Origin of the sequence: Thalassotalea litorea (assembly GCF_005843925.1) — a bacterium.
GTDB lineage: Bacteria > Pseudomonadota > Gammaproteobacteria > Enterobacterales > Alteromonadaceae > Thalassotalea_A > Thalassotalea_A litorea_A.
This window is the reverse complement of record NZ_VCBC01000014.1, coordinates 53,720-74,927: the sequence shown is the minus strand read 5'-3', so window position 1 is coordinate 74,927 and position 21,208 is coordinate 53,720. Positions and strand designations below refer to the sequence as shown.

Sequence of the window (21,208 nt, the reverse complement as noted above, 5' to 3'; positions counted from 1 at the left end):
ATACTTTAGTCAGAATCTTCAGGACGGTTATCCATATACAGCAGTATAATGTGGTAACAAGCCGAAATAATACAGCTTCCAGCCAATATTATCATCGGGTAATACAGCATCATCAGTTGCGCATCTTTGGCGATAAAAGCGAAACCTATACAAATAAATGTGACGATGAACTCTAAAAAAATAACCTCACGCTCATCTTTCATATTGCTTGATATTGGCCGAAATAAGCGCCTGAATTTCATATCCGCATCCTTGTCGGCTGAAAACACAGGCAGCGGCGCGAAGCAACTGCCTGGATTGGATTCTGCTAGCTGGCCAACGTTGATTTAGCCGCCACGTCTTCAACCTGTTGCCATACGCGGATCAGATTTTGCCCCAAAATTTTGGCAATATCTTCATCGCTATAGCCACGTTGTATCAGACCTTCGACCAGATTTGGAAAGCTGCTGACATCTTTCAAACCTGTTGGTAAGCTGTCGCCAACACCATCATAATCAGAACCAATACCAACATAGTCAATCCCTGCGATTTCAACCGTTCGGTCGATATGGTCTAGCACATCATTAATGGATGCAAACGGATAAGGGTTCTGCGCCAGATAATTCGCCTCGAATTCTTTCACTTTTTTATCGTCTTGTGCAAGTTTGTGCTCTTTAATAAATGCATCAACTTTTTTCGCTTTAATCTCATCCCATTGATAGGCTTCATTGGTTAGAAAATAAGAGCCGAAGTTAATTTGAATCACGCCACCATTGTCTTTTAGTGCACTTAGCATTTCATCGCTCATATTACGCTCCATACCCGGCGTAAAATGGCGTAATGATGAATGAGACGCAATAACTGGCGCAGTGCTAAGCTCCATCACTTGAAAAAATGCCTGATCGCTGACGTGTGAAATATCGATCATTACGCCCATTTCGTTCATCGCTTTGACCAGATCTTTGCCAAATGGACTTAACCCTTCCCAGTGCTTGTCATCGGAATAGGACGAATCACTAATGTGGTTGCTTTCACTATGAGCAAGCGTAATGTAGCGAACACCACGTTTGTAAAAATGTTCCAGGTTCGCCAAATCACCTTCAATCGGGCTACCGTTTTCCATACCCAAAGGCAGTGACACTTTACCGGCGGCAAAGTTATCCTGAACATCTTTTACGGTATAAGCCAGTCCAAAGTCATTGGGTGCACGGCCAACAATGGCTTCGACGCGATCAATCAATAAATCTGCCATAGCTTTGGGGCCATAACGATGTTCGCCAGGTTCATCTTCCAAGGCCGGCGGCGTATAAATCGACATAAAGGCCGCATTCAATCCACCTTGTTGTGCGCGGGGTAAATCAAATTCTCCTTTTTCAGTGGCTTTTGTTACGTCTTCATAGCGATATTCGAGGCGATAAGGCACATCAATATGGGTATCGACGATGATATGTTGTTGGGCAAGCTGTTTTGCTTTTTCCGAGGCGACGATATCCTGAACCCTTGGTTCAGCAGGTGCGTCACTGCAGGCGCTCGCACTTAATACTGACAACAGTGACACTGTCGCGGGCTTCATCCAATATGATTTTTTCATTTTTATAATCCTTTGATAAATCAACTAAAAGGGAAATTAGCGAAAGGCAACATTGATAAATACGATGCTTAACAAAATAGGGCAAACAAAACGGATATAGTTGGCCCATACTGTGATCCACAAACTGTCACCGCGTTTTGCTTCTTGTTGTAATCGATTACCACGGCTCCATAACCAGCCAACTACAATAAAGTAAAATAGTCCCATAATTGGCAATTGAAAGGTGTTTACCCAGGTAATAATCATGCCAAATAGGGGGTCAAAAAAGGCCACGAGTGTCATGCTTGCAATAAGAACCACAACCGATACGCCTAAGGTTGCGCTATTGCGCGACATGTTCTTTTCTTCAACCAGATAGGAAACTGGCACTTCGGTAGAGGATAGCGTTGAAGTTAATGCTGCCATCGACATTAAAGAGAAAAACACTAAACCGACAATTATGCCGACATCACCCATGGCATCAAACAGGTTCGGTAGGATATTAAAAATCAACTGACCTTCACCAATAAGTACGCCATTGTCGAATACTTTCAAACCATTATGTTGGGCGACAAATAGCGCTGGAATAATTAATAAACCGGCCAAAAATGCAATCAATGTATCCAGAGCGGTGATTGAAACCACCAGCTTGCCTAAATTGTCGCCTTTTTTCAGGTAGCTACCATAGACCATCATGCCACCAACACCGATGGATAACGAAAAGAAGGCTTGTCCCATGGCAGAGATAATTAATTTTGGATTGGTGATTTGGCTAAAATCCGGTACCAGATACATTTCCAGGCCTTCACTGGCCCCCGGCTGTTGCAAGATATAGATAATCAAACCAATAAGCATGACAAATAATGCGGGCATCAATCGGGATGACCAACGTTCAATGCCTTTGTGAATACCCCGAAAAATAATCAATGCCGTTAACACGATAAATATCGGCGTGAAAACAATATTGCGGCCAAGGCTGCTGGTTTCCAGCCATTGTGATGCGCTGCTAAAATCAAAGAATTCAGCAATTGGTGCCAATGCGTGAGATAACATCCAGCCAGCAACGATGGAGTAGAAACTGAGCATCAAAATCGCGCCCATTAACCCAAATAATCCAGCAAATTTTCCAAGCCCGGCGGATTTAGACGCACAGGCTTCTTGCAATGCGCCGACCGGATTTTTCTGGGTCTGGTTTCCGATATACATTTCTGAATAAAGGGCTGGCAAGGCAAGCAACAAGGTTACGATTAAATAAATAAACAAAAATGCGCCACCGCCATTGTTGGCGGCTTGTGTGGGAAAGCCCCAGATATTGCCTAAGCCAATAGCAGAACCGGCTGCTGCCAGAATAAATCCAATACGGGTATGAAAGGAATCGCGAACGGTGGTCATAGTAACTTCAAAGATTATTTTTATAGACCCGTGAGCTTAACGATTTTGCCAAGGCTATTGCAAGTGTTAATGGCAATCCATTGAGAAAAGTCTGAGATTCATCAGCAAATTTACGCTAACTGGGCTAACGTTATTGTCTTGCCAATTTATGGCAGAGCATAAAGAACCAACTGGATTGCAATTCATTGGTTATGCTAATTTATACGTATCGTTAATGCGTTGTTAATTTATGGGCATGTAAAACTATGTTGCAGTATCAAATTATTCCAGTCACACCATTCCAACAAAATTGTACGCTTATCTGGTGTGATGACACGATGGAAGGGGCGATTATCGATCCCGGCGGTGAAGTAGACAGATTACTCGATGCAGCGCAAAAGCAAGGGGTTAATTTAACCAAAATTTTTCTCACCCATGCACATCTTGATCATGCCGGTGGCACTGAAGAGCTTGCCAGACGCGAAAAACTGCAGATTGAAGGGCCTCATAAAGATGACCAATTCTGGATTGATCTGTTTCCTGAGCAAGTGCAAAGGTTTGGCTTTGAGCCGGTCGATGCTTTTGTGACCAACCGCTGGTTAGAAGATGGTGACTCGGTCACGTTAGGGAATGAGACATTGGAAGTCTATTTTTGCCCTGGGCATACACCAGGGCATGTGGTGTTTTTCCATCGACAAAGCAAACTTGCCCAAGTTGGTGACGTGCTGTTTAGAGGTTCGATAGGTCGTACCGACTTTCCAAGGGGAGATCAGCAACAATTGATTGCATCGATAAAAACAAAACTGTGGCCGTTAGGGGATGATGTTCAATTTATTCCTGGCCATGGCCCAATGGGAACCTTCGGCGAAGAGCGTGCGACAAATCCTTTTGTAGGAGAGGGCGTACGCTAGTCTTTTACTCAGAGCGCTTTGCCAGAGTAATCACCAGAGTTATAGGCCAGAATTTCTCTACAGGGTTAATTTCATCCCATGCAATATTGAAATTGTTGTCCATACTTAAGGTTTAAAGCTTTTTCAGTATCGTTATGCAGATCTCGCAACTAAGTCATCCTCTGGTTCGCCATAAGCTTGGATTATTGCGCAACAAAAACATATCCACTCAAAAATTCCGACAGCTCGTAACAGAGCTGTCAATTATGCTCACCTACGAAGCCAGTCGCCATTTACCGACCGAATATCAGTCCATCTCTACCTGGTGTGGAGATACAGAAATTGAAGCCATCTGCGGTAAAAAGCCAACCGTAGTACCAGTGCTTCGGGCAGGTATGGGCATGCTGGATGGTGTATTAACCTTAGTGCCCAATGCGCGGATTTCAGTGATTGGAATGTATCGTAATCACAAGACATTTGAGCCGGTGATCTACTTTGAGAAGTTGGTCAAAGCGTTGGAGCAACGGATGGTCTATGTGATTGATCCGATGTTAGCGACGGGGGGAACGTTAATTGCGACGATAGACACGCTAAAACAACATGGCGCCAAGCAAATAGCCGTGTTAGTGCTGGTGGCATCTCCAGAAGGGCTGGAACGCCTGGCAAAGCATCATCCGGATATCCAACTGTTTACGGCTTCCATTGACGAGCACCTAGATCAGAATGGCTATATCGTCCCCGGCTTAGGCGATGCCGGAGACCGATTATTTGGAACTCAATAACGAATCCGCAGCTGCGAGCGTTACATTTGCCCTACTTACCGCTGACAATAACTTGCACCTTGCCAGTAAGCGGCGGGTAGCTGCCAGAAATATCAATGATGTCGACATTGTCGTCGATGCGATACTTGCGACTTACCCGGTTATTCAATAATGCATTGGTGTTGCTGGCACCAAATGCATGGGCAAAACTGTTGATGTCCAGTCCGTTGCAGGATAGCGTTTCACTGAGCAAGCGGTAATTGTTGTCGAAGCCCCTACGAGTGTTCATTTTTAACTCGGATACATTGTTACTCGCTGCTGCTATGCAGGTTTTCGTTGCAAGTGAACTGTCTTTGGCAACAAATTCAATATCCGCGGCAAGCACGCTTGTTGGAAGGGTACAGGTAGCGATTAGTGCTAAAAGGTTGGTGCGTTTCATCAGAGAATCTCCTCTCATTGTCCCGACTCGGGGTATCTTCGATTCTAGGAAATTTACGGATGAAAAGAGTTAACAGATTACTTCCAGATGTAACAACATAAGTATGCAACAATATAATTCAAGTGTTGATAGTGATCCGATTAATAACTCATTGAAAATAAGCGATTAAATTGAAATCTTGTTGTGTTGAACAATGTGTTTAGGTGAGTAAAAATATTCTATGGTTTTGGCCGTCTAGCGCTGTCGGAAGCGTAAAAAGCGCGGTATTTACCTAACTTTGACTTTATTGTTGGTATCACGACTGGCTTTAATAAGGTCATCACCCTGATTTCGATTGAGATCTTTCGCCAACCGATCATAAAGCAGAACATTGACCGAGGCTGCTAAATTCATGCAGCCTTTGGTCGGGACGTAAACCACGGCATCGGCCGCATCGATAATCCCTTGTTCTATGGTGCCATCTTCAGGACCAAACACATAATAGGCTTGTTCCGGGTGTTCAAATTCAGGCAAGGGAACGGCACCTTCGACTAAATCGACACAAATTAGCTTAGCGCCCGCAGGCTTCGCCTGAAGTAAGCAAGGGGATTGTTGCAGAGGAACGTTCTGACTGGCGTTTTTGGTATCGGTATGAAACTTCGCCGCATAGTCGTAACGTGTGCCGCTATAGAAAATCTGCCCGGCTTGATAACAACCGGCGGCACGAAGCACCGCACCAACATTAGCCGGACTTTTTGGGTTTGTTAATCCAATACTGACTTTTCTCACGTAGCGACTCTCTTTTGACAAGGATTGTTGGCGAAAAATAGCGATGCTATTTAGTCTTCGACTTTAATCGCCCAGACATCATGTGCATCAGCGTGGATCACCTGTGCCCATATTTTATCGCCCGGTTTTACGTCAAATTCGTCACTCAAGTAAACCAGACCATCGATTTCCGGTGCATCCATATAGGTTCGACCGATAGCGCCTTCGGCGTTAACTTCATCAATTAGTACCTGATACTCATTACCAATGCGTTGCTGCAGTTTCGCCGCACTTATTTCAGACTGAACTTCCATAAAACGTTGTAATCGCTGTTGCTTGGTTTCTTCGTCAATTTGATCTGGCAGCTCATTAGCCGTAGCGCCCTCTACCGGCGAATAGGCAAAGGCACCGACACGATCCAGCTGAGCTTCTCGTAAAAATTCCAACAATTCTTTGAATTCTTCTTCAGTTTCTCCTGGAAAACCAACAATAAAGGTAGAACGGATCACCAACTCTGGACACGTTTCACGCCATTTTTTAATGCGCTCTAAGGTACGGTCGGCATTGCCCGGGCGTTTCATTAGTTTCAATATACGCTTGCTGGCATGCTGAAACGGAATATCCAGATAAGGTAAAATTTTACCTTCAGCCATTAACGGAATGACGTCATCGACATGCGGGTAAGGGTAGACGTAGTGTAAACGCACCCAAATGCCCATTTTACCAAGTTCTTCGCATAACTTGAGCATACTGGTTTTTACCGGCATGCCGTCCCAGAAATCGGTCTTATGTTTGACATCAACACCATAAGCTGAAGTGTCCTGGGAAATCACCAGTAATTCTTTTACTCCAGCATTTGCCAGACGTTTCGCTTCACTTAGGACATCACCGATAGGGCGTGAATCTAAATCACCGCGCATCGATGGAATAATGCAGAAGGTACAACGATGGTTACAGCCTTCGGATATCTTTAAATAGGCGAAATGTTTTGGGGTCAGCTTAACGCCTTGCTCTGGCACCAAATCGACAAAAGGATTATGTTTGGGCTTTTCTACGTGTTGATGGACTTGATTCAATACTTCTTCGTAAGCATGAGGCCCGGTAACGCCTAAAACATTGGGATGAATCTCAGTAATTTCGTCTTCTTTGGCGCCAAGACAACCGGTAACCAGAACTTTACCATTTTCTTTGAGCGCTTCACCAATGGTGTCTAAGGATTCCTGAACGGCGGAATCAATAAAGCCACAGGTATTTACGATAACCAAATCCGCATCATCGTAGCTTGGCACGACGTCATAACCTTCGGTGCGCAGCTGGGTGAGTATCCGTTCAGAATCTACCAGATTTTTAGGGCAACCGAGACTGACAAAGCCGATACGCGAAGCATTATCGATATGCTTGGCGGTTTGATTTTGCTCTGCCAGAACTTTTGCAGGAGTTTCTAATGTTGTTGTTTGCTTAATATCAGATTGAACGGTAGATGTAGGATTCTTTGGGTCAAATTGTTCAACGGTCATTATGTGCCTTTCAAAACCAGAAAAATAGAAGGATTTTCAGACGGCGGATTATACAAGAATCTGGAAACAATGTCTGGTTATTAATTGTTAAGAGGCTTAACGCTTTCCTAAGAAGGTTATCAAGGCAAGGCGAAAAGGGCGGTACGGTATATGCGAGTGAAACATGATTGATCACCGCCCCTTCTCAATTCTTATATTCTATTGACTAGCGACACAGTCCTTCGCTTCTGTTTTCCATATAATTGGTTGCCATTGTCGTCCACCTCTTGCACGTTTCGGATCTTTTTCCACAAGAGCGCCAAGGGAATATTTGATACCAGGCTGTACATCTATTTCTATGGTTTGGTATTCACTGTCATAAAGAGCTTCGTTGTAGCGGTTACCCAGGCCCAGAAGGATTTGGTGTTTACCGGGAGCGACTTGCCTGAACCTGCGGCTAACGTCGATATTGGTGGTATCTATCTTTAAAAATTTTACCGTACTGATTTCGTTTTTATCCGACGTATTCGTTACCGAGATTATTCCACAATTACTGGTGGGGAATTGCGCATTTGCTTGCGCTAACATTGCTGCAGACACGTGACTCTGGGCAACGATACTAAGTTTCACCTCTGGCAAATAAACGCCTGGCACTTTAAAGGTTACTTCTCTTGTATTACCTTCAGAGCTAACCCCCAGGGTCAATTGTTCATTTGCTTTAAAATGCCAAAGATTCTTCATTTGATCGAGGTTTTCCACAGTAGAAACTTGAATATTATTCACCGAAACTATTTTGTCATTAGCTTTAATGCCCACCTGTTCAACAACGCTGCCAGGAATAACTCCTATTACGTTAAATCCGTCTTTGCGGTCTTGAGTGTCAACAAGAAGGCCAATGCTAATATGCTCCTGAGCAGGTATTTTCAGGGTATAGTGAAAGTCACTCATGTCCTTTCCTGCTTTGTTTTCAATATCTGAAATTGCCAGCAACGTTGATATGATTTCGGATCGCAGCGTTTCAATGTGTTTTGTGGATTCTGGTGAAAGCTCTGAGTCAGAGGCCAATATTTGAAAACTGCTGAAAATGTTAATTATCATCAATGTTAATATCAGGCTAAATGAAGTTTTATTGTATTTCACAGGGAGGTCCTCATACATGCTCTTGGTTATATTCTAAAAACAAAATTTGCTTCATGTGATTTGTTTAAATGCTGTTTTATTAGCTTTTTACGCTGCATCCACAAGTTCTCAATGTTAGCCACTGGTTGATATTGAAAGTATGCATTCTGTATTTCAGAATCCAGCAGCAACAGTTGATAGTTGATCTGACTGAGCTCATTTTGTTGTTGTGCTAAGAGTGCTTCTTGTAACTCAAAATTTTGTTGGATCAATTGAGTCAAATTATCTGTTTTTTGATTGATAGGAGCTATTGAGACTGGAGCGAACAATATTACCGCGATTACCACAGAAGCAACCGCCAGTGTTCCAAACACTTCATTGCAACGACTAAACAGTGTATTTGAACTTTCCAGCTGTCCTGGCTTAATCCTATTTTTCGGACATTGCTGTTGCGGAGTGACTAAATGCAGTTTTTGCTGCGGTAGGTTTAGTTCCGGCAATGCGGCAAGTCTAGACCTGAATCCTCTTAATTGTTGCGCTTTTCGTTGACATTTAAGGCATTGGTTTAAATGATCCTGATGGGATGGGTTCGCTGATAATAATTGTTGATCATTTAAGTGCATGTTGCTGTTCCTGTTCAGTAACCATCATTTTCAATGATTGATAGGCACGGGTGAGGGTCGTTTTTGAAAAGCTTTCTGATTTACCAAAGAGCTCGGCGATCTCCTTATGTTTGAAGCCTTCCAGTTCATGTAAAATCATAACCGCTCGTTGCTTTGGGGGTAACTGTTTAAGCAAGTAGTCGAGATCAATACAAGCCGATAACCAATTAGTGGAAAATAAATCTGTCGTTTCAATTTCTAATATTTCTTCATCATTGGTTGTGTAGAATTTGCGCTCTGATTTGATCTTATTAAAACTCTCGTGCACAACAATGCGGCGCAGCCAACCGGGAAATGGCCCTTGAAAACGAAATTGATGTAGTTGCGAGAAGGCTTTTATAAATACTTCCGAGACAATGTCCTCTGCTAACATTTGTTCGTAACAGAGGCGATAAGCCAATGTATAACAGGCATTAGCATAGGTTTTATATATCTGCGCGCGTGACTGTTGGTCGTTCGCCTGAGCTTTTTCGATCACGCTTCGCGATATCAGCTGGTTAAAACCGGAAATACTTATTCTCCCAAAATTATTTTTGTGATTTAACCTAATAGACTATATCTGTAGGAAAAAGGTTACAGTCGGTTGCAAATTTTTCTGCTATTGATAATAACATCGAACTTTATAAAAAAAATAATAAAGACAGAAGGTTAGGGCGTGCAGCGTCCATATAATGGCAACAACTTGCTGCGTCGTTGTTATATAGGTTAATGCTGAGTTGCTACTTGGGCATCACCAATCGAGGTTTATTCCTTATATCGATTACTCTGGATGATTAGTAACTTTAGAGAAATTGTTACGAACGGTAAGTATTAGTCCAGTAACTGAAACCAGGGGGATATTCACCACAGGCGCGCTGTGTTTTGCCGTTGTTGAGCCATCAAGGTTAGCGATTTTGGTATTAAAATTTATTGGCCTGATCTCAGGAAGACTGAGAAAAGTCGATTATTTTATTGTTATTCCGTTTATATAAAAAAAGCACCGTATTAAGGTGCTTTTCTATATAAATGGAATATTGTTATGGCCAGGTAAAACCAGCTAATCGTGGCTGTTATCTAACTGGTAGAAGGTCGCCTGTACAAAGTCATTGTCTTCGCCGGTGTTATTTTGGTTATACACACCCGCTTTAAAATACATGTATTGGTCACTTTTATTGTAACCACTATCGCTCATATCGACTTCTTCAACCACATCCTCTTTTCCAGGACGAATAATGGTGACGGTCAATAAGTCGCCTTTGGCATCAATGCGATAACTGAATACTTCATCGAGTAACACGCCGTCTTCATCATTTTTCGCGTTGCTGGCGCGTGAGCCGATCATGTCATACCATTGTTCATCGCCGGTTAATGGCTCATGCGCAATATAAATAGCACCATGGGTATTATTAGGAAGCTTGCGATAATATAACCGTACCGGCTCGTCATCTTTGGCGTGAATCTGACCGATAATAACCCGGCCGACTTGCTTAGCGTCACCGGTAGTGGTCACGTGATTGACCGCTAGCGTCGCTTCGAGAACGCCATCAACGGCGCCCGCCTTTTTACGAATTCGTCGCTTGTTCGAACTAAATACCCAGTTATTTTTGGTAATGCCTTTTACGGCAATACTGTTGTCACCAGCGCGTAGCATTTCTCTGAGTTCGGCACGGGTGTAACTAGTGTTCTTCGATGTTTTCGGGCCTTTTACTGGCGCCGCAAATACCATACCGCCATCTGCAGCCGTATAGAATATTGGTTCTACCGATAATCCTTTCGATAAATAGGTTTCTGGCACATTGTCAGCAATACCATCTTCGTTAGTATCGATTGGCAGACTAATGCTCCAGTCGCTTAAATCAAAATTTTGTGAAGGTTTTTTATTAGGATCTAACGTAATTACTTCGCCACGGCTATTGGTCATTGGTTCTGCGTGTGAGCTACCAATAAATACAATGGCACTGAGCAAAGCAGTAAAAAATTGGATTCGTTTTAATTTATGTAATGGTCGAGACATTGGCTAATGACCTCTTTAACGGTTAGTACAGGAAGGGTAGTTGCTTTTAGAGAAGTTAAGAAAGTAGCCAGTGTACGGGGAGCACTGACTACTTTGACTTAATACTGATTAATCGTCTGCAGTCCAGGTCGAGTTAGGACCAACCTGACTTTCTTCGATTAACATGAGTTTTGATGTATCAGCACCAATACCCGCATCAACGCCTTGGCCACTTACCAGACCATCAGCATTCGCTGCAGTAAGGTCGGCGTCATCAAGCGCACCTGACGTTGTCGAAATATCAATGGAACCACCATCGGTCACATCTTTTGCATAAACATGATTGTTGGCAAATGTCAGGACATCAACAGTACAGCCCGAGTTATCAAATTTCACCGAAAGCGTACCTTTTGATGATTCAGCATTACTGTTTCCGGTAATGTTGGCAATAAGGTTATCGGTAAAGTTTAAGCTTGGACGTTCGTTACCAGAACAAGATTTTTCATCGAAGTTAACGCCTTCACGAGCATTGTATACCGTGTTGCCGGTTACTTGTGAAATCAACACGCTAGGGTCACCAGCATTATCCGCGATAATCGTCTGGTTCGAGGTATCGTCTGCTTTATCAGTGTGGATAAAGATAGCACCACGACCACCAGAGGTTGTTCTGACATTGGATACATAATTGTTGGAGATGGTATGACCCATAGATACAAATGCAATACCACCGTCATCACTATCATCACCCGTTGGGATAATCACGTTGTTTGATACGGTGCTAAATCCACCATTTTCAACAGAAATCATACCGGTTGAATTAACAATGGTGTTACCCATAATGGTCGTTGCACTTGACTGAACCTTGATTAGACGCTCATCAATTTCAACACCGTCAAAGCGGTTATATTGAATGGTGTGATTGTTCATTAAGGTTGCATCGTTACCGGTAGAACGACCTACCTGAATGACATACGCGCCACTTTTACGATCGCCAGAATCGGTTTGCATATCTTTGAACAGGTTATACTGAATGGTTGTATTTACCTTCTCACCTTCTTTTTGGTCGGTGTAAACAGAGATAGCACCACTCTTATCAATACTGCTGTCCCAGCCCGTAAATAAGTTACGCTCGATAACATTATCTTCGCCTTTAACTTCAATGACGTTAAAACCAACCGTACCGGCATAACCATCAAATGTGTTGTTACGAACGATAACCGCTTCACCATCAAGTTTGATCATGGCGTTACTGGTGCTTGAACCATCACAGGTAGATTCTGGAATTGAAATGGTATCTTTAAACGTTAGGCCATCAAGCGTAGTACCCGTACCTTTAACTTCGATACACGTATTACCGCTGATTTCAGCTGTACTGCTCATCGTGCGAGTCAGTACCAAACCATCGACATCGATGGTTAATGCTGCCATATCAGCATAGTCACCGCCACTAGCACTTGCTAAGGCAATCCAGTCATTTTCGCTTGCAGATTCCACTGCGGCGATTAATTCAGCTTCGTTCTTAACGATTGCAGAATAAACACGATCGCCAGTATCGGTCATCAGCGCTTCAGCGGCACCGTCACCATCGGTATACGTGGCTTTTACTGAGATAACTTTACCTAGCTCAGCAGCTGTTAACATATAGTCTTCGCTTGCCGCGCCGGCAATAACCATATCGTCAGCCATCCATACATAAGTAATGTCGCCGTCGATGCCGTTTACATCGGAAACATCAGCATTTAATGTTTGACCAACAAGAGCATCACCAGACAGTACGATTGTACCTGGTTGTGGCGGGATCACATCGGGTTTGGGTGCTATCGCAGCCGTTGCCGCAGATGTAATCATTTCTTCAAAGCCGTCGTTATCCACGTAATCGGCAGTCACAGTAATGGTTTTACCCACTTGATCATCCGTTAACTGGAAGGTGCTGGAATCACTACCAATGGATTCTGTACCATCAGCCATCCAGCTATAAGTAACGTTCGATGGATCAACACCGTTGTCGTCCATCAAATTTGCGGTAATAACCTGACCAGACTCAAGTGTACCTGTAATTGTGATAGTCCCAGGTACATTTGTCGCTGGAACTTCAACCGTTGAACTTGCCGTTGACTTGAAGCTTTCGTCGTAGCCGTCGTTATCGGTATAAGCAACAGAAACGGTAATTTTTGAACCGGCTTCGTCACTGGTTAAAAGATAAGAGCTAGATGCTGCGCCTGAAATTACCATATCGCCAGCCATCCAGGTATAGCTGATGCTACCCTCATCAACACCATTACCGTCCGAAACGGTTGCAGATAATGCAGAGCCTACTAATGCATCCCCAGATAACGCTACTGTACCGAGTGAATTACCACTACTATCCGATACAACACTGTCGTTACAGGCTGTCAACGCCAACATGGCCGATGACGCCATCAACACTTTTATTTTCATTTTGGTTATTCCCACTTTTTTTTATTAATGGTTTTATTTGTTACGTAGAAAGCTAATCTTCCAAAAAAGATTGATATTGATAGTCTCAGCATCTCACCAATCTGTCAAGCCAATAAGCAATCAATTATAACCTGTTCGGTGCTTTTGGTAAGGCCAATTACTCAAGGCTAATTTTACGAATTGTATTTGAGGATATGGACTCAGGAATGGTGTGCGCTAAATCGTGAGTGATAAAGCGCACTGTTTAGGCGTCTGAGTGCCAGACGGCTGCTGAGAGTAAGGGGTTTTTAGGTTAGTGGCTATTGTCAATTTTATAGAAGGTCGCCTCGACATAATCTTGCGCTTCTCCAGTATTATTTTGGTTATATACACCGGCTTTAAAGTACATGTATTGTCCGCCTTGGTCATAACCACTGTCAGTCATATCGATTATTTGTCTGATGTCATCTTGACCTTCACGTATCAAAGTGAAAGTCAGTTCATTACCAATAACCTTAATTCGATAAGCAAAACGTTCTTCTAAACCAATGCCATTGACTGGGTTGTCGGCACTTTGCGAACGATTACCCAGCACTTCGAAGTAAATGTCATCACCACCGAGAATTTCATGGGCAAGATAGATTGAACCTCGTTCGTTGTCGGGTAGTTTTCGATAATACACTCGAATTGGCTCATCATCATTGGCGTGGATCTGGCCGATAATCACTCGCCCGATCTGCCATTGTTCGCCAGTTGTGGTGACATGATTGACTTCCAGCTCTGCATACAGCTCTCCGTCAATACCACCGGCCTGGTCAAGGTCATCTTGTGGTGCAGAAGAGAAAACCCAGTTATTCTCGTTTACCCCTTGAGTGCTAATCGATGTGTCACCGCGACGGAGCATTTCCCGTAACTCGGTTCTCGTATATTTGGTATTCGAGGATGTCTTAGCACCACTGACGGGTGCTCGAAAAACTAGGCCACCTTCAATATCTTCAAAGAAAAATTCATGGTTAAAATAACCATCTTTAAGCTCATCTTCTTTGATGCTTTTTGCCTTTGAATAAAGGTTTTCATCTACCGGAATGCTTAAATACCAATCCGCTAGCTCAATTTGTGAAGCGCTGCTACTGACGCAACCAAAACTCTCTATTTCAATTAAACCGTGCTCTGTGTCGATGGAGTTACCCAGAACAACCAACTTGATGTATTTTGCCGTAGATTCGCTCAGTTGTGTATATTGAGCTCGGTTCGATTGCGGGTCACTGGTGCTTGGCGCCAGAACTGAAACCCAGTTCACTTCGTCTTGAGAGGTATAGGCTTCAAAACTATAACTGCGTTGATCTGGATTGTCCCAGAGAATTGATAAACCTTTGACTAATGACATCTTGTCGAGTGTCAGCACGATCTCTTGGTTATCTGTCGCTACCCGCCATTGTGACTCTACAAGAAATTGACCATCAATCGCGAAACTAGGTGCATTCGATTCAAGTTCTGCACTTGCGCTTGCTGCAATCGTCGGCAAACGAGCCAATGGCGAGCAGATGACTTCCTGCGTTTCTACAGGCGTTTGCTCAACCGGTGTTTTATCAACGGGTTTTTCCGGTTCAGAAGATGAATTACATCCCGTAATGAATAGACTGATTAACGAAAAAAATACCAGTTGTGTGAATCGTTTCATAATTTGTTTTTCTAATAACTGAGATTTGTCTACCTTACCAATGATGATGTCAATGTAAAACAAAAAATCTTGATTGGTAATGCATAATTGATGGGTTTTAGGCAGCACCATGCTTATTCATCATATTTACCCGACAAGTGAGAGGATTCATGCCCTTACCCGATTACGTTATAGCGGACAGTTCGGAGCACATTAGGCTGTAACTAAAGGTGCTTGTGCAAGGGGCTTCTAAGAATTGGCTGTAACTATAGGTGCTTATGCAAGGGGGCTTCTAAGAATTGGCTTGAATAAGGCAAGAATAACCCTTTGAACAAATCGAATAGAGCTAACGATTAAAGTTGTTTTCACTAGGCATTCCCTCTCAACGCGATAATAACAACAGGTGCGTTCACTATTCTTGCCGATTATTCGTTGGCTTAGTTGCTCTTTATGGTGTTAAAAATGAAAGTTTACAGTTAGACTTACATAATGTTCAATGTGTTCTATAACCTTCAGATTTTAGTACAGATACAAAATTAGAGTAGCAAACCGACTGGGAGAAAATCGCCGTGACTGAAAAGGTTTTATTAAATATCGATGCCCATGGCCACGATCTGACAAGCAACAATGCAATAAGAGAGCTCATTCTTGGGCATTTTCATCATCATAAAAAGCAACTACATGAATTTATGTCCCGTGTCTGCCAATTATATGACCTGAGAGCCTTAGTAGAAACGGAAAGCCTAAGTATTTCGGACGTGAAGCTTGATCACAATAATGGCGAAGTGACCGTCGATTATACTTGGTCGACTTACTATGGTTGCGATGGATATAGTCGTGAAAAGACGATGCATGAGCGTTGGCCGTTTAAAGTAAAGAACAATAATATTGTTTTTGAAATGCATATGCCTGAATTGCACGTGCACCACGAACTTTAAACATTGTTGGTATTGCACTAAATGCCGCGTTTGCACTGGACGCGGAAGTTATCGGCTATAAATTCAAATTTTCTGAAAGTTTTTGTGTAATAAAACAACGTGAGTTTTATTTGGCTGTTGAGCGTTAATGCTCTTTATTCGCTTGCAGCTTTAATCACACTAACTATCGAGAACAGGATAATTGTAATAACAATTGCAAGATAAACATTATGCGCTATCTAATGCGGTTATTTCATTTCTTAATACTCCTTTGAATCAGGTTTATCGCGAAAGCAATTACTAAAGCGCCTTTTTGTTTTTAAATTTTTCCACGATGACCTGTCTTTGGTATTGTTCTAATTCCGTGTAATGACGGTTGATGAAAGGGCCGAGTGCATTGTTGATGTTGATGTCCCGAAGTAATTCAAGGTTGAAAGGGCAGGTATCTATCAACGCATGAATATCACTAAGGAAGTTTTCGTTTAAACCATTTAATCCTTGTTGAAAAATGGTTTCTGCAAATGTTGTGGGGGTGACAAAATAGTAGTCACGTTTTGCAAAGGTTAAGTATTGTGGATCGAACGCAGACTGCGCGAGTATGTGTTGAGGTTTTGGAAAATGCAATCGCACATCATCTTTCGTCAGTAACCTACCGCTTGTTTGTTGAAATCCCAGCTTTTTAAAAAATTGAATAAGGTACTGGCGTTGTCCCGATGACAGGATATCGTAATCGTTTCGGACAAAGAGATTATCATCATAAATGGTCAGTAAAGGTAGTGGTGGTAATTGGAACATATGCTTGTCCCGCTTAACTTTTTCATATTCAATACTCATTAATTCATTCCAATTAACTAACTGGTCTATACCATTAAACGGTCAGTTCTCATTTTTGATCACAACACACGAAATCACAGTTGTTAAACACCCAACTCGCACGAGCTTGTTTTAATATCTGGAATTTAACTAGTGAAAACTCAACGGGTTTTACTATGTCCGGCATTGAATAAGGTTGAGCCTATTCGCGTTTTACCTCCCGAGTAACCGCCGTTTCAACGGTATTAAGCCTTTAATGTCAAAATGTTATGTTTTCATGCCCATTTCTCCAGGGTAGTGAATCTGTGTAGGCATCAATCTGGTTTTAGACGAGGCTGCAGCGATCATGTGTTGTGAGTATGCCGTTTGTCTTGGGCTGAGAAAAGTTAAGCGGGTTTCGTCTATACCCTTTATTTTATAAGGCCTCAGAGTGTGTTTGTTGGTCGTTGTCAAATGCTGATGAAAGGTATCTTAGACCAATTTTCTGAGTTTGCAGATAAAAAAAGACCCAATAGCCAGTTGACAGATCGGAGCTAAAGGGTCCAGGGAGAATCGTTAATATAATTTAAGTATGGTAGAGAATTTTAATTTCGCACAATTTTTTGTCAGTTTTTTTTACAACTTTTTAACATGGCAAAATTTCAATTTTTGTATTGCTTTGGCACTGTTTTATTTTCTATGAGAGCCGTTATTTCTTGACACTTATCTAACTAGCTGGCATTTTAAACGCATGTTTCATTTTGGCCTGTGAGTTATGGATACAAAAACGAAAATTCTCAATGCCGCGGAAAATTTATTTGCAGATAAGGGCTTTACTGGCACGTCTTTACGTGAAATTACCAGTGCCGCTGAAGTAAACCTGGCCGCAGTTAACTATCACTTTGGTTCGAAAAAAGAATTAATTAAAGCATTGATGAAACGTTATCTGGACGTATTAAGCCCTGAGCTCGAAGGAGCGCTACTGAGGGTCATGGAGAAAAACGACGATCTAAGTTTAGATCAGGTTTTTGAAGCGTTTGTTGAGCCGTTACTTACTTTGAATACGTTGAAAGAGCAGGGCACCAGTAACTTCCTGCAACTGCTAGGTCATTCTTATACCGACTCTCAGGGTTTTTTGCGTTGGTTTATCACCACCAATTACCCCGGTATAATTGATAACTTTGTTTTGGCGGTGCATAAAGCCTATCCTCAGCTGTCTTCTGAAGATATGTTTTGGCGATTGCACTTTACCATGGGAACCGCAGTATTTGCGATGTCATCAACGTCTGCCTTGATTGATATTGCCCAAAATGATTTTGATTCTGAAGTGGATATTGAAGGCGTAATTCGACGCTTAATTCCTTATGTCGCATCGGGTGTTGGTGCGAAATCTCACTAAGCCATTTATGCATTGAGCTTGCGACAGTAAATTGGGGTTCAGTGACTGTCGCAGGTCATGATATAAAGGGTTCTTATTCGTTTTCAGTTTAATTTTTAGGTTTTAGCCTGCATAAGGAGTCGGCGTGAGTTGTTTAATGGTTGATGTTGAAGGCTTAGAGCTTACCGCACAGGATCGCGAGATCCTCGCCCACCCTCATGTTGGCGGCATAATCTTATTTGCCCGCAATTACCAAGATCCAGAACAGCTAAGGCGCTTAACCACAGAAATTAAATCGCAAAATGAACAGATTTTGATCGGTGTCGATCAAGAAGGTGGACGCGTACAACGTTTTCGCAGTGGCTACACTAAATTGCCAGCCATGGGCAAGGTAATTGAGCGGGCTCGTCTGCTAACAAACACCGACGCTAAATCACTTGAATTAGGTTGTGAACTTGCCCGAAATCTCGGATACCTAATGGCGATCGAGGTTCAAAGTGCTGGTGTGGATATCAGTTTTGCACCGGTGCTGGACGTTGACGATGTGTCGGATGTTATCGGCGATCGGGGCTTTGATATGAATCCTCAAACGGTGACTGACCTGGCCAGTGCGTTTATTGTGGGCATGAATGAAGCAGGAATGTTGGCAACGGGTAAACACTTTCCTGGACACGGCAGTGTCAAAGAAGATTCCCATATTGCGATGCCCGTTGATGACCGACAAAAAGCCAATATATTTAATCATGATATGACGGTATTCCAGGCGCTGATGAGCCGCAAACAGCTGGGCGCGGTAATGCCCGCTCATGTTATCTATCCTAACGTAGACCATCAACCGGTCGGTTTTTCAAAGATATGGTTAAAGCAAATTTTACGCAAAGATTTGGGGTTTAATGGCGTGATTTTTTCTGATGATTTGTCGATGAAAGCGGCAAGCGTGGCGGGGGGTTATGTCGAGCGCTGCGAAGCTGCATTAGACGCAGGTTGCGATATGTTGTTGCTGTGTAATGACCGTCCCGGCGTAGAACAGGTGCTCGACCATGCCAATCTCGATGCAAAACCAGACAGTATATTGCGGGTGCAAACCATGCTGAGTAACACCCGCACATGCCAAACAAGCGAATTACACCAAAACAAACAATGGTTAAAAACGCATAAATTGATTACCAAGCATTTTGGTTAAAACAACACTTAAACATGATAATGTCTGTTATGTTATTAAAACAACACCTTGGTAAATGCATTCACTAAAACAATAAGCACCATGACAAAAAATTCACTGACAACGATTCTGGCACCGCTATTGTGCGTCGCCTGTTATTTTCTATTATTGCAATTGAACATGGCCGAACAAGCGGCCGTTACGGTATCGTTGACGCTGCTTGTCGTTGTCTTATGGGTAACGGAAGCTTTACCCATTCCCGTCACCAGTTTGTTGCCTTTTGCGCTGTTCCCTTTATTTGGGATCCTCGACCATAAGCAGGCATCCAGCGCCTTGGGAAGTCATGTCATTTTGTTATTAATGGGCGCGTTTATGCTGTCCAAGGCCCTTGAGAAAAGCCAGGTTCATGAGCGATTAGCCGTATATATGGTGAATCTTGTTGGCGTGAACAGTGGCCGACGACTGGTCATTGGTTTTATGTTGGCCACCGCAATTTTGAGTATGTGGATCTCTAACACCGCAACGGTACTCATTATGTTGCCAATGGCTCTGGCGATATTATCTCATGTTGAAAACCGCAAGCTAAAAGTCGCGTTAATTCTCGGGATTGCGTATGCGGCAAGTGTGGGTGGTGTGGGGACGTTAATTGGTACGCCACCGAATGTGATTTTTATGGGGATTTACGAGCAATTTACGCAAACCGAATTTGGCTTTATCGAGTGGATGAAAGTGGGCGTTCCTATTGTGCTTATCTCGATACCGATTATGGGATTGTGGTTAACCCGAAATGTTACCATGGTTGAAAAAATTGAGATGCCAACTCCCGGGCCATGGCGGGTAGAAGAAAAACGCACACTGGCAGTATTTGGATTAACGGCATTAGCATGGATCACCCGTAAAGAGCCTTTTGGCGGCTGGAGTGGGCTATTTGATTTACCTGAGGTCGGGGATAGTACCATTGCTTTGACGGCGGTGGTTCTTATGGCGATGATCCCCAATGGCAAAGGCTCGCGATTATTGGACTGGGATACCGCCAAAACCATTCCCTGGGGGATGTTGTTACTTTTCGCAGGTGGCATTGTGATTGCCAAAGCATTTGTCGCTTCCGGATTAAGTGATTTACTTGCCTCTGGCCTCGTGGAACTTGCCAATTTACCCATCTTGCTCACACTCTTGTGTATCTGCTTATCGGTGACCTATTTAACGGAAATTACGTCCAATACCGCCACCGCGACTTTATTGATGCCTATCCTTGCGGCAGCGGCGATAGCCACCGGTTTACCGCCCCATGTTCTTATGATCCCAGCAGCAATCTGTGCAAGTTGCGCCTTTATGCTCCCGGTGGCCACCGCGCCGAATGCGATAGCATTTGGTACCAAACAACTGGAAATTGTCGATATGGTAAAAGAAGGTGCGGTACTTAGTTTGATCATGTCATGTATTGTCGCCTTGTGTTGTTACTGGATATTGGTTTAGGTGGATAAGAGCAGTACGTATCGCAAGCGATACTCCGGGGACGCGACGAACATCGTCGCTTCGAGTACACAATCAAAGATTGTTTCTGGCATGTGACGGAAATCGTCGCTTCGAGTACACAATCAAAGATTGTTTCTGGCACGTGACGGAAATCGTCACTTAGAGTACACAATCAAAGATTGTTCCTAGCATGTGACGGAAAACGTCACTTCGAGTACGCTGATGTCATCAGCTCCGAGTACACGCTATTTCGAGTTGCCTATATGGATATAGGTATGTCGACAGCGTCTGTCGTTACATGGAGGTAACCTATTAGAGCAATGCAGGAGCAATTGCCGAGAACTGGCTGTCGATTCATGCAAAACCACCTCGCGTCATTCCCTGACACTACAGGGAATC

19 protein-coding genes are annotated in these 21,208 nt (G+C 43.1%); 6 read left to right on the top strand and 13 right to left on the bottom strand.

What is annotated here, in order from left to right:
* Nucleotides 1–5 precede the first annotated feature (5 nt).
* The 3 genes from FE810_RS13640 to FE810_RS13630 form a co-directional block, all read right to left on the bottom strand.
* A complete protein-coding gene (locus FE810_RS13640) occupies nucleotides 6–242 on the bottom strand; it encodes a hypothetical protein (protein WP_138320621.1) in 237 nt (78 codons plus the stop codon).
* Between the two features lie 65 nt (nucleotides 243–307).
* On the bottom strand, nucleotides 308–1,570 hold the full coding sequence (locus FE810_RS13635) for a dipeptidase (protein ID WP_246037061.1): 1,263 nt from the start codon (nucleotides 1,568–1,570) through the stop codon (nucleotides 308–310).
* Between the two features lie 36 nt (nucleotides 1,571–1,606).
* Nucleotides 1,607–2,941, bottom strand: coding sequence for a sodium-dependent transporter (locus tag FE810_RS13630; protein WP_138320620.1), 1,335 nt, complete (start codon nucleotides 2,939–2,941; stop codon nucleotides 1,607–1,609).
* Between the two features lie 248 nt (nucleotides 2,942–3,189).
* On the opposite strand from FE810_RS13630, the gene FE810_RS13625 reads away from it, so the two are divergent.
* Together FE810_RS13625 and upp are read left to right on the top strand one after the other, a co-directional pair.
* Nucleotides 3,190–3,831 (top strand): MBL fold metallo-hydrolase, encoded by a 642-nt coding sequence (locus FE810_RS13625; protein ID WP_171022374.1) that lies wholly within the window; start codon nucleotides 3,190–3,192, stop codon nucleotides 3,829–3,831.
* 134 nt (nucleotides 3,832–3,965) lie between these two features.
* Nucleotides 3,966–4,592, top strand: coding sequence for a uracil phosphoribosyltransferase (gene upp / locus FE810_RS13620; protein ID WP_138320618.1), 627 nt, complete (start codon nucleotides 3,966–3,968; stop codon nucleotides 4,590–4,592).
* A 31-nt stretch (nucleotides 4,593–4,623) separates the two neighbouring features.
* Here upp and FE810_RS13615 read toward each other — a convergent pair whose 3' ends face one another.
* From FE810_RS13615 to FE810_RS17235, 9 genes are all read right to left on the bottom strand, one after another.
* The gene (locus FE810_RS13615; RefSeq protein ID WP_171022369.1) at nucleotides 4,624–5,010 is read right to left on the bottom strand and encodes a DUF3718 domain-containing protein; all 387 of its coding nucleotides are present in this window, start codon (nucleotides 5,008–5,010) and stop codon (nucleotides 4,624–4,626) included.
* A 267-nt stretch (nucleotides 5,011–5,277) separates the two neighbouring features.
* The gene (locus FE810_RS13610) at nucleotides 5,278–5,778 is read right to left on the bottom strand and encodes an RNA methyltransferase (protein ID WP_246037060.1); all 501 of its coding nucleotides are present in this window, start codon (nucleotides 5,776–5,778) and stop codon (nucleotides 5,278–5,280) included.
* Nucleotides 5,779–5,828: 50 nt separating this feature from the next.
* The gene (rimO, locus tag FE810_RS13605) at nucleotides 5,829–7,274 is read right to left on the bottom strand and encodes a 30S ribosomal protein S12 methylthiotransferase RimO (protein ID WP_138320615.1); all 1,446 of its coding nucleotides are present in this window, start codon (nucleotides 7,272–7,274) and stop codon (nucleotides 5,829–5,831) included.
* A gap of 198 nt (nucleotides 7,275–7,472) precedes the next feature.
* Entirely contained in the window at nucleotides 7,473–8,393 is a 921-nt protein-coding gene (locus tag FE810_RS13600; protein ID WP_171022368.1) for a PDZ domain-containing protein, read from the bottom strand.
* Between the two features lie 26 nt (nucleotides 8,394–8,419).
* Complete coding sequence (locus tag FE810_RS13595; protein ID WP_138320613.1) at nucleotides 8,420–8,995, bottom strand: hypothetical protein; 576 nt, start codon at nucleotides 8,993–8,995, stop codon at nucleotides 8,420–8,422.
* Nucleotides 8,982–9,512 carry an RNA polymerase sigma factor gene (locus FE810_RS13590; protein WP_171022367.1) on the bottom strand — a complete coding sequence of 177 codons (531 nt, stop codon included), beginning with the start codon at nucleotides 9,510–9,512 and terminating at the stop codon, nucleotides 8,982–8,984. Before FE810_RS13590 ends, FE810_RS13595 begins: the two co-directional genes overlap by 14 nt.
* 558 nt (nucleotides 9,513–10,070) lie before the next feature.
* Nucleotides 10,071–11,027, bottom strand: coding sequence for a polysaccharide lyase family 7 protein (locus tag FE810_RS13585; protein WP_138320611.1), 957 nt, complete (start codon nucleotides 11,025–11,027; stop codon nucleotides 10,071–10,073).
* Between the two features lie 108 nt (nucleotides 11,028–11,135).
* Entirely contained in the window at nucleotides 11,136–13,445 is a 2,310-nt protein-coding gene (locus tag FE810_RS13580; RefSeq protein ID WP_138320610.1) for a chondroitinase-B domain-containing protein, read from the bottom strand.
* A gap of 292 nt (nucleotides 13,446–13,737) precedes the next feature.
* Complete coding sequence (locus tag FE810_RS17235; protein ID WP_138320609.1) at nucleotides 13,738–15,216, bottom strand: polysaccharide lyase family 7 protein; 1,479 nt, start codon at nucleotides 15,214–15,216, stop codon at nucleotides 13,738–13,740.
* Between the two features lie 437 nt (nucleotides 15,217–15,653).
* On the opposite strand from FE810_RS17235, the gene FE810_RS13570 reads away from it, so the two are divergent.
* Nucleotides 15,654–16,022: a hypothetical protein gene (locus tag FE810_RS13570; protein ID WP_138320608.1), complete on the top strand. Its 369-nt coding sequence runs from the start codon at nucleotides 15,654–15,656 to the stop codon at nucleotides 16,020–16,022.
* A gap of 279 nt (nucleotides 16,023–16,301) precedes the next feature.
* Here the strand turns inward: FE810_RS13570 and FE810_RS13565 are convergent, their stop codons facing one another.
* A complete protein-coding gene (locus FE810_RS13565; RefSeq protein WP_138320607.1) occupies nucleotides 16,302–16,835 on the bottom strand; it encodes a hypothetical protein in 534 nt (177 codons plus the stop codon).
* Nucleotides 16,836–17,568: 733 nt separating this feature from the next.
* Between FE810_RS13565 and psrA the strand changes: the two genes are divergently transcribed.
* The 3 genes from psrA to FE810_RS13550 all read left to right on the top strand — a co-directional run bounded on the left by psrA (nucleotide 17,569) and on the right by FE810_RS13550 (nucleotide 20,809).
* Nucleotides 17,569–18,192 carry a TetR family transcriptional repressor PsrA gene (gene psrA / locus FE810_RS13560; protein WP_138320606.1) on the top strand — a complete coding sequence of 208 codons (624 nt, stop codon included), beginning with the start codon at nucleotides 17,569–17,571 and terminating at the stop codon, nucleotides 18,190–18,192.
* A 124-nt stretch (nucleotides 18,193–18,316) separates the two neighbouring features.
* Nucleotides 18,317–19,354, top strand: a complete 1,038-nt coding sequence (gene nagZ / locus FE810_RS13555; protein WP_138320605.1) for a beta-N-acetylhexosaminidase — start codon at nucleotides 18,317–18,319, stop codon at nucleotides 19,352–19,354.
* Between the two features lie 81 nt (nucleotides 19,355–19,435).
* Complete coding sequence (locus FE810_RS13550) at nucleotides 19,436–20,809, top strand: SLC13 family permease (protein ID WP_138320604.1); 1,374 nt, start codon at nucleotides 19,436–19,438, stop codon at nucleotides 20,807–20,809.
* The last annotated feature ends 399 nt before the right edge of the window (nucleotides 20,810–21,208 follow it).

Bases quoted from the DNA above. Each gene is read 5' to 3' on its own strand.
- FE810_RS13615 (WP_171022369.1), bottom strand. From the start codon at position 5,010: ATGAAACGCACCAACCTTTTAGCACTAATCGCTACCTGTACCCTTCCA.
- FE810_RS13635 (WP_246037061.1), bottom strand. From the start codon at position 1,570: ATGAAAAAATCATATTGGATGAAGCCCGCGACAGTGTCACTGTTGTCA.
- FE810_RS13580 (WP_138320610.1), bottom strand. From the start codon at position 13,445: ATGAAAATAAAAGTGTTGATGGCGTCATCGGCCATGTTGGCGTTGACA.
- FE810_RS13550 (WP_138320604.1), top strand. From the start codon at position 19,436: ATGACAAAAAATTCACTGACAACGATTCTGGCACCGCTATTGTGCGTC.
- FE810_RS13585 (WP_138320611.1), bottom strand. From the start codon at position 11,027: ATGTCTCGACCATTACATAAATTAAAACGAATCCAATTTTTTACTGCT.
- upp (WP_138320618.1), top strand. From the start codon at position 3,966: ATGCAGATCTCGCAACTAAGTCATCCTCTGGTTCGCCATAAGCTTGGA.
- rimO (WP_138320615.1), bottom strand. From the start codon at position 7,274: ATGACCGTTGAACAATTTGACCCAAAGAATCCTACATCTACCGTTCAA.
- FE810_RS13640 (WP_138320621.1), bottom strand. From the start codon at position 242: ATGAAATTCAGGCGCTTATTTCGGCCAATATCAAGCAATATGAAAGAT.
- psrA (WP_138320606.1), top strand. From the start codon at position 17,569: ATGGATACAAAAACGAAAATTCTCAATGCCGCGGAAAATTTATTTGCA.
- FE810_RS13565 (WP_138320607.1), bottom strand. From the start codon at position 16,835: ATGAGTATTGAATATGAAAAAGTTAAGCGGGACAAGCATATGTTCCAA.
- FE810_RS13595 (WP_138320613.1), bottom strand. From the start codon at position 8,995: ATGCACTTAAATGATCAACAATTATTATCAGCGAACCCATCCCATCAG.
- FE810_RS17235 (WP_138320609.1), bottom strand. From the start codon at position 15,216: ATGGTGCTGCCTAAAACCCATCAATTATGCATTACCAATCAAGATTTT.
- FE810_RS13630 (WP_138320620.1), bottom strand. From the start codon at position 2,941: ATGACCACCGTTCGCGATTCCTTTCATACCCGTATTGGATTTATTCTG.